Genomic DNA, 15,736 nt, shown 5'->3' on the forward strand with positions numbered 1-15,736 from the left:
CCGACGCCAATGATGCTAGACTCGCAGACTATTTCCGACTTGTGACCCTGAAGGTGGAATCCATGAACCAAGCAGTCCTGTCCGACACCGACCTGAGCCTTACCAGTCCGGCCCAGGGCAAGATGGCCGAACTCCTCGGCCAGGTAGAAGAAACCATTCAGGGAGTGCGTGTATTTGCGACGCCCGGCGGTTGCAGCGGTGTCAGTTTCGGCATGACCTTTACCGATCAGCTGAACGACGACGACCGGGTCCGTGAGATTGACGGCGTGCGGGTCATCGTCGACCAGGGCACGCTGGAGTACATCCGCGGTGTCGAGATCGATTTCGTCGACGGCGGTGACGGGGACGCGCGATTTGTGTTCAACAACCTCCAGCCGGTCTCCGGCGGCGGCTGCGGTACCTGCGGTTCGCAGGGCGGTTGTTCCTGAATCCAGCCCAAAGGATCCTCGCGAAGGCCCGCGCAAGCGGGCCTTCGCGTTCTGGTCCGTGAGATCATTGGCCGGCGGTGTCGGCCGTCCCGGATGAAATCTGATCGCGTACCCAGCTGACGTAGGGGCTCGTCTCGTCTTCGAGTTCCAGCGCCATGTTCAGGTCGCTCTGTGCCTTCTCGGTCTGTCCCAACTGCCACGCCACCCAGGCGAGGCGCGCACGATCGTCGGCATTTTCGCGCCCGCTCAACGCGGCTTCGAGGTGTCGGGCAGCGTCGGCATACTGGTGCGCGTCGATCTTGATCAATGCCATCGCGCGGTGACGCGCCGGAGTACCGGCACCTTGTTCGAGGGCGTTCGCGAGCAACGCCTCCGCCTCTGCATAGCGCTGCTGCGCGACCAAGGCGACACCGAGTTCCGCAGCGGCTTCGGGGAACGGCGTACGCAGTCTCAGCGCCGTTCTCAGGTGCCGATCGGCCGCTTCCAGGTCCCCCAACGCGAGCTGCGCAGCGCCGAGCCAGTATTGCAGTTCGGCATCCTCGACCTGATCGCCAAGTGCCGCCTGGAAGTTGCCTGCCGCCTCCTGGAACAGGCCGAGCGCGTATTGCGCGCGACCCAGAATGAGGTAACTTTCGCGCGGAGACCAGTAGCCGCTGAAAGCCTGGTCGCGTGACGCCTCTATTGCTGCGAGCACGTGCTGCATCGCGATTTCCGGTTCGTTGCGTTCGAGTGCCGCTCTGGCGAGCTCCTGGCGCCCTTCCATGTAGTGTGGATCGGTCGCGATCTCGCTCTCAAACAGGCCCTGGTGGTTCCACCAGCGAACGTTCGAGAACGCACTGATGACGCCAAGCACAAGGATGATCGGCACATATATCACCGCCTCGCTGCCGGGGACCAGCTGTCTTCCCGCAGGCTTCCACACCAGGAACAACGAATAGGTCACGGCGAGCGCCGGTCCCCAGGCGGCCAGGTACAAGGCCTGGCTGTCGTGATAATGCGTGGAAGGAAAGATGCCGACGCTCGGGATGATCCACAGCAGGAACCACACCGCGCCCAGGCCGCTCGCGTAACGGAGCTGCAGCCCAACTACGCTGGCGGCGATCACGACCAGGAAGCCGAGCAGAGCGGCGACCTCCAGAGCACCCCAGCCCACCGTCACGGGACGCGCGTCGGAGACGATCGGTTCGCCAGGCAGCATCACCTGCTCGATCATGAACCAGGCGTGCCGCAATGCGCTGCCGAGATTGTCGAAGGCGCTGGCGCTTGGATAGCCGCCTGCCGACTGTACCCCGCCGAGGACCAGCCACCGGTAAATCAGCACACTGATCAATGCGATGCATAGCAGCCCGAGTGCGCGAAGTCGGAGGGTCGCGATGCCGCTGAATGCCCGGCGACCCCGTTCGCGGCTTTCCCACGCGGCGATCATGATCGCCAACAGTGGCAGTACATAGGCCATCTCGTTGCTCAGCACCGCCGCCACCGCCATCAGCGCCAGTCCTCCGGTCCAGCGTTTCACGTACCCCTGCCGCGATTGGGCTGTGGCCGGCAGGCGGGTGAGCAGGACCAGAGACCAGACTGCGAATACGGCCGCCAACAGGTACGAACGCCCGCCAATCCAGGCCACGTTGTTGACGGCGATCGGGTGGACCGCGAATAGCGCTGCAGACCAAGCCGCGATGCGTCTTCCGTGCCGGCGTTGTGACAGCAGGTGGCGGCCGAGCACGTACAGGCCGACCACGACAAGGCCATGCAGCAACAGGTTCTCCAGGTGGTGACAGAACGCACAATCGCCCCATAGCGCCCAGCTCAGGGTATTGGCGACGATCGTCAGTGGTTGCCAACTCCCCACAGCCGGGTCCAGCGTCTGGCCGTGCGCACGGGCGCGGTAGGCCTCACCCGACATCGTCAGTGCGGCGCCGATGTCGCTGATGCCATGCAGTCGATAGGCGCCTTGCACGAGGTCGCCGCGGTCGCGCCATACGAATTCACCACCGAGCGCGCTGGCGAACACCAGGGCGACCAGCAGGCTCAACCAAAATATGTGCCGCCGTCGCTGACGTGCGAGTGTCTCGCGAGACGGAGTGCGTCGATGGCGGTGCTGTTCCTCGGCCATCGTTCAGACCGGCTTGAGGACCGCCAGCAGGACGATCGCGATCAGCAGCAACACGGGTAACTCGTTGAACCAGCGGTACCACACGTGGCTGTGGCTGTTCCGATCATGTTTGAAGTCCAGCAGCAGCTTCCCGCAGTACAGGTGGTAGGCGATCAGTACGGCAAGCAGCGCCAGTTTCACCTGGAGCCAGAGGTGATTGCCGAATGCGGCCCAGGCGTAGTCATGTAGCATCCACACGCCGAAAACCAGGGTGAATATGCCGCCGGGCGTGGTGATCCCGAAATACAGCTTCCGTTCCATGACCTTGAACCGCTCGATCGACACCTGGTCATCGCTCATCGCGTGGTAGACGAACAGACGAGGCAGGTAGAACAGGCCCGCGAACCAGGTCACCATGCCAATCAGGTGCCATGCCTTCAGCCACATCGTTGTTATTCCTTGAATGTCAGTAAGGTTGCGCGAATGCGTTGCTCGTCGAGCGGGCCGCGCTCCACGTAGCGAATGCGGCCGTCGGGCGAGATCAGGAAATTCGTGGGCGTCGCGTCGATGCCGCCGAACGCCGCCTCGACAGTTCCATGCACATCGAGTGCGATCGGGTAACCGGGTTGCAGCTGCTCGAGAGCACTCAGGATCACTGGCGGTGGGTCCTGCGCCGAGGCAACGCCGATCACCATCAAGCCCTTGCCGCCAAGGCCGTCGTCGTGCAATCGCGTCAAGGTGGGGATGTCGCGCCGGCAGGTCGGACAGGCCACCGACCAGAAATTGATCAGAACGCTTTTGCCGCGCAGGTCGCCGCTGTGCAAGGTGCGCCCGTCGGTCAGATTGAACGTCGTGTCCGGCATCGGCTGCGGATCGGGCCAAAGCAGCCAGCCGGCGACGCCGATGGCAAGGAGCAGCAACAGACCATGCAGTTTGTCCGTTGACATCAGTGGCGCCCCCCGTTGCTTTCCACTCCCGGGTCCGCGCGCAAAGCCTGGAGCAATGCCTTGCGTCGGATCGCGGTTGGTTGGCCGGCGGGCGCCGTTTCGCCACCGCCGAACCAGCGACGCAGCGCCCGGGCCGCACGCTTTATCGCACGCCAGATCTTGGGCAGCAGCCAGGCGACCAACACCAAGAAAACGACGAACAGCGCGAGGAACACCCACGGATGGTTCAGCGCGGCCCACAGCCCGGCGAACACTGAAACGTCTTCGGCGAGCGACGTCCCCCAGTTGCTGATGGGTTCGGGCGACGTATTCAGCACGATGCGCGCGCCGGCCTTTGTCGCATGACTGGTCGCCGCGATGCCACCGCCCAACAGCAGCCCGATCAACTCGGTCGCAGGGCCGGCGTCCAGGCCCTGCGCCGCCGAAGCGGCCAACATGGCCCCGGCCGGGATACGAATGAACGTGTGCAGTGCATCCCAGGCGGTGTCCACCCCGGGGATCTTGTCGGCGAAGAACTCGACTGCGAACATGCCGCCGGCGGCCAGCATCACCGCCGGTTGGCTGAGGACCTCGAGGCCGGGCGGCAGGTCAACCTGACCCATGCCACCGAGCCATCCCAGTACCAGGATGGCGGCGTACAGGTTGATGCCGGATGCCCACGCGGCCCCCAGCATTAATGAAACGGTTTCGATCGTGTCCATTGCAGTTGTGTCCCCGGCGCGCCTGGCTCGGCGGGGCGGCGCGTTGCAGACTTTACCACGTGCCCAGTGCACGTCCGCACGGGACCGCCGGTGCGGATTGCGTTTAGAATACCGCTCCGCTTAGCGCATAGCCGAGGCAGCAGCAGTGACGACGGTCAAGGTGGGAATCGTTGGGGGAACCGGTTACACCGGGGTCGAGTTGTTGCGGCTGTTGGCGACCCATCCGCACGCCCGGGTGGTCCAGATCACTTCGCGCAGCGAGGCGGGGCGCGACGTTGCGGAGTTGTACGGCAATCTGCGTGGCCATTTAGACCTGGTCTTTGCAGAGCCGGACCCCAAGGCGCTTGCCGAGTGCGATCTGGTGTTCTTCGCAACACCCAATGGCACGGCGATGCAACTGGTGCCGGAGTTGTTGGCAGCGGGCACGCGGGTCATTGACCTGGCCGCCGATTTCCGACTCCGCGACCCGGCGGTTTGGACGCAGTGGTACGGCATGCCGCACGCGTGCGCGGAATTCCTGGACGAGGCCGTCTATGGACTCCCTGAGCTCAACAGGGAGCGCATTCGAGGTGCCCGTCTGGTCGCGAATCCCGGTTGTTACCCGACCGCCGCGGCGCTAGGTCTGCTGCCGCTCGTCGAGCGTGGCGTGGTCGACGCGTCGAGCCTGATTGCCGACTGCAAGTCCGGTGTCAGCGGTGCGGGGCGTAGTGCAAAGGTGGCCAACCTGATGGGCGAGGTCGGCGAAAGCTTCAAGGCCTACGCGGTGCCGGGGCACCGCCATCTGCCGGAGATCCGTCAGACCCTGTCCTGGGTGAGCGGGCAACCGGTGGGGCTGACCTTTGTTCCGCACCTGGTGCCGATGATCCGCGGGATACATGCCACCTTGTATGCCCGTTTGACGGGAGATGCCGGCGATCTGCAGGCGATGTTCGAGCAGCGGTACGCAGCCGAACCGTTTGTCGACGTCCTGCCAGCCGGTGCGCACCCCGAGACGCGCAGCGTTCGCGGCGTGAATCACTGTCGCATCGCGGTGCACAGGCCGCAGGACGGTGATGTCGTCGTGGTGCTTTCGGTGATCGACAACCTCACCAAGGGCGCGGCGGGTCAGGCGGTACAGAACATGAACCTGATGTATGGGTTCGACGAGAGTGCCGGGCTCGAACAGGTGGCACTGTTGCCATAACGGCTATGGGGAAGATCAAGCCATCGCGAATCATCTCGCCGCGTATCGTCCAGCCGGGCGAAGGTGGCGTGCGCCCGTGGCTCTGGATAGCGTTTCTGATAGCGCTCGGCGCCTGGTCGTGGCAGGTGTTTCAGTTCGGCCAGCAACGCGCCGGCTTTGACGTCGGGCGGCGCGACGCGGCCGAAGACCGACTGCGTGAACGGGTCGCCGAAATCCAGGAAGAGAACGATGTGTTGCGCGCGGCGGCGGCACGGTTCGAGCGCGCCGGGCAGATCGACCGGGCGGCGGTCGACAAGGTCAAGGCCGAAGTAAAAGCGTTGCAGGACGAACGCGCCGAACTCAAGCGCAAGGTGGCATTCCTCAACACCCTGGTTTCCGGCGGAGACAAAAAGGCGCTGATCCTCGACGATTATCGTCTGGTCGAGGTCGGCGAACGCGAATACCGTTTCGAGATCACGGTCTCCAAGCCGGCCGACGAGGATCAGGACACGGTCAGCGGCCAGGTCAGCATTCGTGTTAAAGGCACACTGGCGGGGGTCGACAAGACACTCGAAATGGATGCCCTCACTGACGGGAAACGCAGTAATTTCGGCATCCGTTTCAAGAGTTTTCAGAAGCTGAAGACGGAACTGCAGCTGCCCGGCGATTTCACACCGGCGACCGTCGAGGTCGCGGTGCGTCCAGACGGCAAGGCTTTCAAATCGTTCGATCAGGCGTACAGCTGGGCCGTTTCAGACGCGGCAAGCGGTTAATCACACGGGGACACGAGACAGATGGCACGAATCAAGCGCTTTAAGCCGCCGAAGGTATCCACCGTGATCGGACACGGTACCGTGATTACCGGAGACGTCGATTTTTCTGCCGGATTGCATCTGGACGGCCGTATCAACGGCAACGTATCGGGCGCGGTCGACAGCCAGTCGACGCTGACGGTCAGTGAGCAGGGCGCCGTCGAGGGCGATGTGCGCGTCGAGAACCTCATTCTCAACGGTACCGTGATCGGCGACGTGTACGCGAACGAACGTGCCGAGCTGGCACCGAACGCGCGCGTTACGGGCACCGTTTACTATCGCCTGCTGGAAATGGCGATGGGCGCCGAGGTCAACGGCCAGCTGGTGCACAGCGAGGACCAGCCCGCGCAGTCGGCCGCCGACCCGAAGCGGGAGTCCGGTGCCGACATCGTCCCGGCACCGGACGGCGAGCCGAATACTTGACTGAATTGATCAGGAAAAGCATACTTTGCCCCTGTTATCGGTCCGCTCGGGGCGGACCACCGGTCTGTTAGGTGATGGTATGACTGAGCAAGCGACGGCGAACAACGATTCCCTGGTGTTCACCTCTGCGGCGGCGCAAAAAGTCGCGGAACTGATTGCGGAGGAAGGCAACCCGGAGCTGATGCTGCGCATCTACGTTCAGGGTGGCGGCTGTTCCGGTTTCCAGTACGGTTTCACGTTCGACGAGACCGTCAACGAGGGCGACGAGCGTGTGGTGACGGACGGCGTGACCCTGCTCATTGACCCGATGAGCATCCAGTACCTGATGGGAGCCGAGGTGGACTATTCAGAAGGCCTTCAGGGGGCGCAGTTCGTGATTCGCAATCCGAACGCGACGACCACCTGCGGCTGCGGCTCTTCGTTCTCGACCTGATCGTACGCCGTTCGGGCCCGGCAAAGGCGCCTCTGCGGCGCCTTTCGCATTTCTGCGACCGAGCACAGCGCCGGGCCCCGCCAGGTTGTCGAGCGTCGTTCCGGCCTGGCCGTCACAAGTGGCGTCGGACCTCGACGATGTCGGTTTCGTCCCGGTTGTGCGCGGCCCGGAAACCGAGCTTCTCGCACAACCGCAGCATCTTGCTGTTCGCCGACAACACCTCGCCCTGCATGATCTCGATGCCGCGGTCGCGGGCGACGGTCATCAGGCGCTGCATCAATAGTCGACCTATGCCCTTCTGCTGCCAGGCGTCGGCAACCGTCAAGGCGAATTCGCACGACTGTTTGTCCGGGTTGCTGATGTAGCGTGCGACACCCAGGATGCGCGCCTGCGGTGTGTGCTCGTTGATCACCGCCACCAAGGCCATCTCGCGGTCGTAGTCGATCTGCGTGAAGCGCGCCAGCATCATCGGTGTGAGCTTGTCCATGCTCTGCATGAAGCGGAAATATTTGCTCTCCGGCGACAGGTTCTGCACGAAGTCCTGCTCGATCTCGGCGTCTTCCGGGCGAATCGGGCGCACCGAGACGTCGGTGCCGTCGGGCAGCTGCCACGTCGTCTCGAGTTCGGGCGGGTAGGGGTGGATCGCCATGTGCCCATAATGCGCAGTGCTGGCTTTGGGTGCTGCGACGACCACCCTCGCATCGACCGCGATGACGCCCTGTTCATCGACCAGCAAGGGATTGATGTCGAGTTCCCGTACCTCCGGCAGTTCGCATGCGATCTCCGAGATGCGCTGCAACACATCGGTCAACTTCGAGGCATCCGCCTCGGGCAGGTTGCGGAACCGCTTCAGGAACCGGGCGGCACGCGTGCCGCGGATGAGTTCCCGGCTGAGGTACTCGTTCAACGGCGGCAGGGCGACATGACTGTCGGCGAAGATCTCGACGGCAGTGCCGCCGGCACCAAAGCTGACGACCGGTCCGAACACCGGATCGTGCGCGATCCCGATCATGATCTCACGGGCGTGCGGTCGTTCCACCATCGGCTCTATCGTCACGCCATCGACCCGTGCGTCCGGGTTGAGTGCCTTCACGCTGTCCATCATCTCGCGAAATGCGGTGCGTACCGAACGCGGTTCGCGGATGTTCAGACGCACCCCGCCGACGTCGGATTTGTGCGTGATATCGGGTGAATTGATCTTCATCGCCACAGGCAGCCCGACACCTTCCGCGGCGATCAGCGCATCGGCGGCCGAATTGACGTTGATGCTGGGCGAGGTCGGGATGTGGAACGCGTTGAGGACCGCCTTTGCTTCGGCGCTGCTCAGGGTGTTGCGACGCTCGCCCATCGCGTGCTCGATGATCAGCCTGGCCCCTTCGACATCGGGCTCGCGGTGCTTGGACAGCGGCGTGGGTGCCTGGAGCAATGCCTTCTGGTTGCGCCGGTAACAGGCCAGGTAGCCGAATGCGTCGACCCCGGCCTCGGGGCTGGTGAAATGCGGGATGCCGGCATCAGCAAAACGCTTACGCCCGTCCTTGACCAGGTTCTCACCCATCCAGCAGGCCAGCACGGGCTTGTGTTGTTTCGCGGTCTTGATGGCCTCGATGACGCCTTCGGCGCACGCCGTCGCATCGGTCATCGCCTGCGGTGTGAGCAATACCAGCAGTCCGTCCACGTTTTGGTCGGCCAGCACGATCTCGGTGGCTGCACGGTACCGGGCGTGGTCCGCGTCGCCGAGGATATCCACCGGATCGCTGTGCGACCAGTGGTCCGGCAGCACCTCGCTGAGCCGGTCGATGGTCTGCACTGCGAGCTCGGCCAACGGGACCTTGAGATCGCTGGCCCGATCGGCCGCCATCACGCCGGGACCGCCTCCGTTGGTCAGAATCGCCAGGCGTGGCCCTTCGACACGTGTCCCGGAGGCCAGGGTGCGGGCGGCGGCGAACAGTTGGTTGACCGTGGTGACGCGTACCGCGCCGGCACGCTCGATTGCGGCGTCGAACACGGCATCGTTGCCGACCAGTGCGCCGGTGTGCGAAACGGCGGCGCGCGTGCCGCTCTCGTTGCGCCCCGATTTGACAACGATGACCGGTTTCAGGCGGGCTGCGACGCGCAGTCCGCTCATGAAAGAGCGGGCGTCCGAGATGCCTTCGACGTACAACAGGATGCTCTTGGTTTCGGGGTCTACCGCCAGGTAGTCGAGTACGTCGCCGAATCCAACATCCGCGGTCGCACCCAGCGAAGCGACCGCCGAAAATCCGTATCCGTTCGAGTCCGCCCAGTCCAGCAACGCCGTGCAAAACGCGCCCGACTGGGCGACCAGGGCCACGTGGCCGGTCTGCACGCCGCTCTTTGCGAAGGTGGCATTGAGGCCCACCCTCGGACGAACGATGCCGAGACAATTGGGGCCCACCATGGGGATGTCATAGGTACGTGCGACGTCGACGATCTCTTGCTGCAGCGCGAGTCCGCGTTTGCCGACTTCGCCAAATCCGGCGGACAACACGACCACTGCGCCCACCTCGTGGTCGCCACATTGGCGGATCACTTCCGGGATCGCCTGTGCGGGAATTGCAATCACCACCAGATCGATGGGGTGGTCAATATCGGTTATCGACGCGTACGATTTGATGCCTTGGACCGTCGTGTGCTTTGGGTTGACCGGATAGATGTCCCCGTTGAAACCGCTTTCCCGCATGTTGCGCAGCACCTGGCCGCCGACAGAATTGGCCCGATCGGACGCGCCTACAATGGCGACCGATTGTGGCTCGAAGACTTTGTTGAGGTAGTGTTTTTTCATCTCGTTACGACTCGGATGTTGAAGACCCTGGGCGCTGAGCCGAGGAGTTTCTGGGGCCAGGCAGGTGATGCGGGCGCAACTATGGTGCACTGCAACATAAGTAGCGGCAAGTAATTTCGGAAGTTGAGGGTGGCTTATGGCGATTGGATTGGTCTCGCATCACGACTGCGAGTTGCACGATATGGGGCACCACCACCCGGAGCAGCCGGCTCGGCTGAGTGCGATCAACGACCGTCTGATCGCCAGCGGACTTGCGTCACTCGTGCACCACTATGACGCGCCTTTGGCCACGCGGGAGATGCTCGAGGCGGCGCACGATGCGGACTACATCGATGAGGTGTATGCCGCTTCCCCGAGCGAGGGGATTGTCTGGTTCCATGATGAAACGGCGATGAATCCGCATTCGCTCACCGCGGCGCTACGGGCCGCCGGTGGGACGGCCTACGGGGTGGATCTGGTCGTCGATGGTGGCATGCAGCAGGTGTTCTGTGCCGTTCGGCCCCCGGGACACCACGCCGAACGCCACCGGGCGATGGGATTCTGCATCTTCAACAATATCGCGGTGGGTGCCCTGCACGCGATCAATCGGCATGCCCTGAAGCGGGTCGCAATCGTCGATTTCGATGTGCACCATGGCAACGGTACCGAGGACATCGTCTCTGGCGACGACCGGATCCTGTTCTGCTCAACCTTTCAGCACCCCTTTTACCCGCATTCGGGGTTCGGTGAGACCGCGGCCAATGTAGTCAACAGCCCGTTGCCCTCGGGCAGCGATGGTAAGGCCTTCCGTGAGGTCATCGAGTCCACGTGGTTGCCGCGTCTGGCTGAATTCGCGCCCGAACTGATCCTGATTTCAGCTGGCTTCGATGCACATCAGGCGGACGATATGGCCGGCCTGAATCTGATCGATGCGGATTACGGTTGGGTCACGCGCCGACTCTGCGAGCAGGCGGAGCAGAGTGCACAAGGGCGAATCGTCTCGTCACTGGAGGGGGGCTACGACCTGCACGCACTGGCGCGTAGCGTCGAGGCCCACCTCAAGGCATTCCTCGGCGAGTATTGACCGCCCGCAGCGGCGCTCAGGCCGGGTGGATCGCGCCGAGGATCCGCGGGCCGCTCGAGCCGGTCACGGTCGGCAGGTTGCCATGTCGGCTCGACAGAGTCCGTTCGGCTAGCCATGCGAATGCCATCGCCTCCACCCAGTCGGGGTCCACGCCGTGGCGCGCTGTCGATTCGACGGGAATCCCCAGCGTCTGCGTCAGCTGGCGCATCAACGCGCGGTTGTGGACGCCGCCACCGCAGACCAGCACGCGCTGGGTTTTCGGGGCATGGCGCGAAATGGCGTCGGCGACGGTGGCGCTGCTGAGTGCCAACAGGGTCGCCTGCACCTTGGCGGGCGAAAGGTCGTTCGTGGTGCCGAGTCGGGCATCCAGCCAGGCGGCCGAGAAATACTGCGTGCCGGTGCTCTTCGGTGGCAAGAGATCGAAGTAGGGATCGCTTTTCAGATGCGCAAGAAACCTCGTGTCCGGGTGTTCCGATTCCGCCCAGGCCCCGTCTCGGTCGAATGGCTGGCCCAGGTGGCGACGCGCCCAGAGGTCGAGCAGGCAGTTGGCGGGTCCGGTATCGAAGCCGGTCACGTCAGCTGCATCGTCGGTCGGCAGCACGGTGACGTTCGCGATGCCGCCCAGATTCAGGACGACACGCTCCTCTCGGCGATCACGCAGCACTGCGGCATGGAATGCCGGCGCCAGCGGCGCGCCCTGACCGCCCGCCGCCATGTCACGTCGGCGGAAGTCGTTGATCGTGGTGATCCCGGTTCGTTCGGCAATGATATTCGCATCACCGAGTTGCCAGGTTGTAGGCACCTCGCCTTCCGGGACGTGCGCCACGGTCTGACCGTGGCAGCCGATTGCCTGCACCCGTCTCGCGTCAATCCTTTGCGTAGCGAGCAGGTCCTTGACCACCTGGGCGATGAAGCGGCCGACCTCGGTGTCCAAAATGGCGACGGCCGTCGCGTCGAGCGGCTCGCCGCCGGCCAGGCGCTTCATGCGCTCGAGCAATCGTTCGGGCCACGCGCCCGACAAGGTCGCAACCAGGCGAGGCAGTTTGCCACCGAGTTCCACCAGCCCGGCGTCGACGGCGTCCATGCTCGTCCCGGACATGACGCCGACGAACAGTGACACGTGGATCAGGGTGTCGGGCGGGGATCGGCGGGTGCGCTCGCAACCATGGTTTCCGGCGCAATCGCATCCAGCTGCGCGAGCAGCGGGTCCGTGGCTTCGTGGAATTCCACGATCTCCGACTTGGGCAGTCCCAGCGACTTGGGTAGCTTCACTTTGAGTGGGTCTTGATGCAGGCCGCCAACGCGAAACTCATAGTGCAGATGAGGCCCGCTCGCCAGGCCCGTCTTACCGACGTAGCCTATCACCTGACCTTGCTTGACCCTCGTGCCAGGTGCGGCGCGACCGGAATACTTGGACAGATGTGCATACAGGGTCTGATACCTTCCCGCGTGTTCCAGGATCACCGTCTTGCCGTAACCGCCCTTGGTGCCGCGAAACACGACGCGGCCGTCACCGGTTGCCTTGACCGGCGTGCCGGTAGGCGCTGCATAGTCCACACCCTTGTGCGAGCGCCACTTCTTCAGAACGGGGTGCCAGCGACGCGGATTGAATCGTGAACTCACACGGGCGAACTTGATCGGTGTCCGAATGAATGCCCGCCGTTTGCTCTGCCCATCGGCGTCGAAATAGCCGACTTCTCCGGTCTTGTCTTCGTAGCGCACGGCTCGGAAGGTGGTTCCCCGGCTGGTGAACTCGGCGGCCAATATCGGACCGTCGCGCAGCTTCTCACCATCCAGGTAGTGCTCTTCGTAAAGCACGCGGAACTGGTCACCCGCCCTGATCTCCAGTGCGAAATCGATATCCCAGCCGAATATCGTCGCCAGCTCCATGATCTGCCCGTCCGACATGCCTGCCTTCTGCCCGTCGACGAACAGCGAAGATTCAATGACACCGGCGGTGGACGCGACACGGCGTTCGACTGCCTTGCTGATTTCCTCGGTCGTGATGTCGTCGTCTGCAATTGCAATGCGCAGAGAGTCGGTGCGGCTGCGCTGCAGTTCCAGCCGGGTCAGCTCGTCGTCTTCGAACACAAAGCGCAGCGTTTGCCCTGGGCGAATCTGCGCGAGCGACTCCGCTTGCTTGCTGCTCGTGACGATACGATGCAGCAGCGTCGGGTCGAGATTGAGTTGCGCAAAGATCTTGGCCAGTGATTCACCGCTCTTCACCTCGTGTTCCACGCGGCGGGACGTTGTCCGGTCGATACTCCGCGGCGCTTCCAGCATCGCCACGGTCGAATCTGCCGTTGCCGGGACATCTTCCGTATCGGTATCTGTTTCGCTCAACAGGCTTGCGTCGGCGGGGTCATCGATAAAGTCGGCGGTCTCATGTGCGGGCGGGTTTTCCGACGGGGGCGTCGATGACAGCACGGCGGTGGCAGAGGCGGCGGCTGCGCGTGGTGAACCGTTTTCCTGATCCCGCACAGCATCGAGGGAGCCGAGCGGCAAGGGCAGGGACCGAGAGACCGGTTCGAGCGCTGCAGCGCTGGTGTCAGAAATCGGAAGGCTCGGCAGGTCCAGATAGCGGATCGCGCCAAACACGGATCCCAGGAGTGCGAAGGCCATCAGCACCCGCATCGGTCGACGCCGTTTCGGTTGGGACGGCAAGCTACGTAATTTGTAATCTCGTATCACTAAAATGCCGTTTTTGTTAAAAATTTCGGGGATTATGGCAGATTGTCGGCAGGCCGCGATAGGAATTTAACTGCGGTATCCGGATTTGCTAGGCGCATCACCCTAAGCGGGGCGCAAAAATCCCGTTTCTGATAGTGTTGGGCGCTTTGCATCGACCCATGTAGAAGCGAACCATGGCTGCCTCAATACAAGATTCTCTGCGCCTGATCCGGCGCGGCGCGACCGAAATTCTCGTCGAGTCCGAACTCGAGAAAAAGCTCGCCCGGGGCAAGCCGTTGCGAGTCAAGGCGGGCTTCGACCCGACGGCCCCCGATCTGCACCTTGGGCATACGGTGCTGATCAACAAGCTGCGGCAGTTTCAGGATCTGGGCCACGAGGTGTTGTTCCTGATCGGTGATTTCACCGGGATGATCGGCGATCCCACCGGCAAGAGCGCCACCCGCCCGCCGTTGACCCGGGACGAAGTAATCGAGAACGCGAAGAGCTACGAGGCGCAGATTTTCAAGATTCTCGATCCGGCCAAGACTCTGGTGCTGTTCAATTCCAGCTGGATGGCCGATCTGAACGCGGCGGATCTGATCCAGCTTGCCGCCAGGCACACGGTCGCGCGGATGCTGGAGCGCGACGACTTCAGTAAGCGTTACCGGTCGGGGCAGCCCATCGCGATCCATGAGTTCCTCTATCCGTTGGTGCAGGGGTACGACTCGGTGGCGATGAAAGCGGACGTCGAGTTGGGGGGGACCGATCAGAAGTTCAACCTGCTGGTCGGTCGGCAGCTCCAGGAGTCCTACGGACAGGAACCGCAGGTGGTGCTCACGATGCCAATCCTCGAGGGATTGGACGGTGTGCAAAAAATGTCGAAATCACTCGGCAACTATATCGGGATCACAGACCCGCCCGAAGATATGTTCGGAAAGATCATGTCGATCTCAGACGATTTGATGTGGCGCTACTTCGAGTTGTTGAGTTTCCGGCCGCTCGACGAAATCGAGCGCTTGCGTCGCCAGGTCGCGGACGGCGGCAATCCTCGGGACGTAAAGTTCGAGCTGGGTGTCGAGATCGTCGGCCGATTCCACTCGGCCGACGCGGCCCATCGCGCACGCCAGGCGTTCGTCGACCGCTTCCAGAAAGGCGCAATCCCCGAAGACATCGACGAATGCGTACTGGAGGGTGGTGGCGCAGGCCTGCCAATAGCAAACGCATTGAAGGATGCCGGACTGGTGGCGAGCACCTCCGAAGGCAACAGGATGATCATGCAGGGCGCGGTGCGTCTGGACGGCAATCGCATCGATGACAAGGGGCTGGTCCTCGCCAGTGGGATCAGTGTCGTCTGCCAGGTCGGTAAGCGCCGATTCGCCCGTATCGTGGTCCGCTGACAGGGCGCGAAAAAAGGGTTGACGGCCAATCCTGCGGCCCTATAATGCGCGCCTCTCGAAGCCGAGCAGCCGGACGAGACAGACTCCGAAAAAATGGAGTTGACAGGTTCTCGAAAAGCTCTAAAATTCGCCCCCTCGAAACGGGGTGACCGCGACGAGAGGTCGGGAAAGCAGCACAAACTGCTTGACGACTGAAAACGAAACGCTTCATAATTGAACGTCTCGGCGCTGCAAAAAGCGCACCGCTCTTTAACAGTTTAAATCAGGTAATTTGTGTGGGTGCTCCGTTGATGGCTGGAAACGGCCAATATATATCAACGAGGCATCTTAGAAACCTAAGATTCTGAGTTGAGCCAAGATTTGTTGCCTCAAGCAACAGAGATGATTGAACTGAAGAGTTTGATCCTGGCTCAGATTGAACGCTGGCGGCATGCCTAACACATGCAAGTCGAACGCGAAATCACCTTCGGGTGAAAGTAGAGTGGCGGACGGGTGAGTAACGCGTGGGAATCTGCCCAGTAGTGGGGGATAACTCGGGGAAACTCGAGCTAATACCGCATACGCCCCAAGGGGGAAAGGCTTCGGCCGCTATTGGATGAGCCCGCGTCAGATTAGCTAGTTGGTGGGGTAATGGCCTACCAAGGCGACGATCTGTAGCTGGTCTGAGAGGACGAACAGCCACACTGGGACTGAGACACGGCCCAGACTCCTACGGGAGGCAGCAGTGGGGAATATTGGACAATGGGCGAAAGCCTGATCCAGCAATGCCGCGTGTGTGAAGAAGGCCTGCGGGTTGTAAAGCACTTTC

Annotated in this window: 14 protein-coding genes and 1 rRNA gene; 8 read left to right on the forward strand and 7 right to left on the reverse strand. The window is 62.7% G+C overall.

Going from position 1 to position 15,736, the window contains the following annotated elements:
• Window positions 1-62 precede the first annotated feature (62 nt).
• The gene (locus H6955_18430; protein MCP5315543.1) at window positions 63-428 is read left to right on the forward strand and encodes an iron-sulfur cluster assembly accessory protein; all 366 of its coding nucleotides are present in this window, start codon (window positions 63-65) and stop codon (window positions 426-428) included.
• A 64-nt stretch (window positions 429-492) separates the two neighbouring features.
• Here H6955_18430 and H6955_18435 read toward each other — a convergent pair whose 3' ends face one another.
• Genes H6955_18435 through H6955_18450 form a run of 4 tightly spaced genes read right to left on the reverse strand, consistent with a single transcriptional unit; the run spans window position 493 to window position 4,168 of the window.
• On the reverse strand, window positions 493-2,541 hold the full coding sequence (locus tag H6955_18435) for a hypothetical protein (protein ID MCP5315544.1): 2,049 nt from the start codon (window positions 2,539-2,541) through the stop codon (window positions 493-495).
• 3 nt (window positions 2,542-2,544) lie between these two features.
• Window positions 2,545-2,967 carry a protoporphyrinogen oxidase HemJ gene (gene hemJ, locus H6955_18440; protein MCP5315545.1) on the reverse strand — a complete coding sequence of 141 codons (423 nt, stop codon included), beginning with the start codon at window positions 2,965-2,967 and terminating at the stop codon, window positions 2,545-2,547.
• 5 nt (window positions 2,968-2,972) lie between these two features.
• Window positions 2,973-3,467, reverse strand: a complete 495-nt coding sequence (locus H6955_18445; GenBank protein ID MCP5315546.1) for a TlpA family protein disulfide reductase — start codon at window positions 3,465-3,467, stop codon at window positions 2,973-2,975.
• Window positions 3,467-4,168, reverse strand: a complete 702-nt coding sequence (locus H6955_18450) for a DUF4126 domain-containing protein (protein ID MCP5315547.1) — start codon at window positions 4,166-4,168, stop codon at window positions 3,467-3,469. Before H6955_18450 ends, H6955_18445 begins: the two co-directional genes overlap by 1 nt.
• A 145-nt stretch (window positions 4,169-4,313) precedes the next feature.
• On the opposite strand from H6955_18450, the gene H6955_18455 reads away from it, so the two are divergent.
• From H6955_18455 to erpA, 4 genes are all read left to right on the forward strand, one after another.
• Window positions 4,314-5,351, forward strand: coding sequence for an N-acetyl-gamma-glutamyl-phosphate reductase (locus tag H6955_18455; GenBank protein MCP5315548.1), 1,038 nt, complete (start codon window positions 4,314-4,316; stop codon window positions 5,349-5,351).
• Window positions 5,352-5,356: 5 nt separating this feature from the next.
• Window positions 5,357-6,103: a hypothetical protein gene (locus H6955_18460; GenBank protein MCP5315549.1), complete on the forward strand. Its 747-nt coding sequence runs from the start codon at window positions 5,357-5,359 to the stop codon at window positions 6,101-6,103.
• Window positions 6,104-6,124: 21 nt separating this feature from the next.
• Window positions 6,125-6,565, forward strand: coding sequence for a polymer-forming cytoskeletal protein (locus tag H6955_18465; GenBank protein ID MCP5315550.1), 441 nt, complete (start codon window positions 6,125-6,127; stop codon window positions 6,563-6,565).
• Window positions 6,566-6,644: 79 nt separating this feature from the next.
• Window positions 6,645-6,998 (forward strand): iron-sulfur cluster insertion protein ErpA, encoded by a 354-nt coding sequence (gene erpA / locus H6955_18470; protein MCP5315551.1) that lies wholly within the window; start codon window positions 6,645-6,647, stop codon window positions 6,996-6,998.
• 112 nt (window positions 6,999-7,110) lie between these two features.
• On the opposite strand, the gene H6955_18475 is transcribed toward erpA, so the two are convergent.
• Window positions 7,111-9,798: a bifunctional acetate--CoA ligase family protein/GNAT family N-acetyltransferase gene (locus H6955_18475; protein MCP5315552.1), complete on the reverse strand. Its 2,688-nt coding sequence runs from the start codon at window positions 9,796-9,798 to the stop codon at window positions 7,111-7,113.
• 136 nt (window positions 9,799-9,934) lie between these two features.
• On the opposite strand from H6955_18475, the gene H6955_18480 reads away from it, so the two are divergent.
• The gene (locus H6955_18480; protein ID MCP5315553.1) at window positions 9,935-10,861 is read left to right on the forward strand and encodes a histone deacetylase family protein; all 927 of its coding nucleotides are present in this window, start codon (window positions 9,935-9,937) and stop codon (window positions 10,859-10,861) included.
• Window positions 10,862-10,877: 16 nt separating this feature from the next.
• Here H6955_18480 and H6955_18485 read toward each other — a convergent pair whose 3' ends face one another.
• Together H6955_18485 and H6955_18490 are read right to left on the reverse strand one after the other, a co-directional pair.
• Window positions 10,878-11,990: an anhydro-N-acetylmuramic acid kinase gene (locus H6955_18485; GenBank protein ID MCP5315554.1), complete on the reverse strand. Its 1,113-nt coding sequence runs from the start codon at window positions 11,988-11,990 to the stop codon at window positions 10,878-10,880.
• A complete protein-coding gene (locus H6955_18490; protein MCP5315555.1) occupies window positions 11,987-13,483 on the reverse strand; it encodes a peptidoglycan DD-metalloendopeptidase family protein in 1,497 nt (498 codons plus the stop codon). The genes H6955_18485 and H6955_18490 overlap by 4 nt, the downstream gene beginning before the upstream one ends.
• A 242-nt stretch (window positions 13,484-13,725) precedes the next feature.
• Here H6955_18490 and H6955_18495 point away from each other — a divergent pair, with 242 nt between their 5' ends.
• Together H6955_18495 and H6955_18500 are read left to right on the forward strand one after the other, a co-directional pair.
• Window positions 13,726-14,928: a tyrosine--tRNA ligase gene (locus H6955_18495; GenBank protein MCP5315556.1), complete on the forward strand. Its 1,203-nt coding sequence runs from the start codon at window positions 13,726-13,728 to the stop codon at window positions 14,926-14,928.
• Between the two features lie 388 nt (window positions 14,929-15,316).
• Window positions 15,317-15,736, forward strand: a 16S ribosomal RNA gene (locus H6955_18500); the annotation flags it as partial.

It is taken from the genome of Chromatiaceae bacterium (assembly GCA_024235395.1).
In the GTDB taxonomy this organism is placed as follows: Bacteria; Pseudomonadota; Gammaproteobacteria; order Chromatiales; family Chromatiaceae; genus Thiosocius.

Excerpts from the sequence above, each read along its gene's own strand:
- H6955_18475 (MCP5315552.1), bottom strand. The coding sequence starts at position 9,798 with ATGAAAAAACACTACCTCAACAAAGTCTTCGAGCCACAATCGGTCGCC.
- H6955_18450 (MCP5315547.1), bottom strand. The coding sequence starts at position 4,168 with ATGGACACGATCGAAACCGTTTCATTAATGCTGGGGGCCGCGTGGGCA.
- H6955_18495 (MCP5315556.1), top strand. The coding sequence starts at position 13,726 with ATGGCTGCCTCAATACAAGATTCTCTGCGCCTGATCCGGCGCGGCGCG.
- H6955_18490 (MCP5315555.1), bottom strand. The coding sequence starts at position 13,483 with ATGGCCTTCGCACTCCTGGGATCCGTGTTTGGCGCGATCCGCTATCTG.
- hemJ (MCP5315545.1), bottom strand. The coding sequence starts at position 2,967 with ATGTGGCTGAAGGCATGGCACCTGATTGGCATGGTGACCTGGTTCGCG.
- H6955_18435 (MCP5315544.1), bottom strand. The coding sequence starts at position 2,541 with ATGGCCGAGGAACAGCACCGCCATCGACGCACTCCGTCTCGCGAGACA.
- H6955_18460 (MCP5315549.1), top strand. The coding sequence starts at position 5,357 with ATGGGGAAGATCAAGCCATCGCGAATCATCTCGCCGCGTATCGTCCAG.
- H6955_18465 (MCP5315550.1), top strand. The coding sequence starts at position 6,125 with ATGGCACGAATCAAGCGCTTTAAGCCGCCGAAGGTATCCACCGTGATC.
- erpA (MCP5315551.1), top strand. The coding sequence starts at position 6,645 with ATGACTGAGCAAGCGACGGCGAACAACGATTCCCTGGTGTTCACCTCT.
- H6955_18480 (MCP5315553.1), top strand. The coding sequence starts at position 9,935 with ATGGCGATTGGATTGGTCTCGCATCACGACTGCGAGTTGCACGATATG.
- H6955_18445 (MCP5315546.1), bottom strand. The coding sequence starts at position 3,467 with ATGTCAACGGACAAACTGCATGGTCTGTTGCTGCTCCTTGCCATCGGC.
- H6955_18430 (MCP5315543.1), top strand. The coding sequence starts at position 63 with ATGAACCAAGCAGTCCTGTCCGACACCGACCTGAGCCTTACCAGTCCG.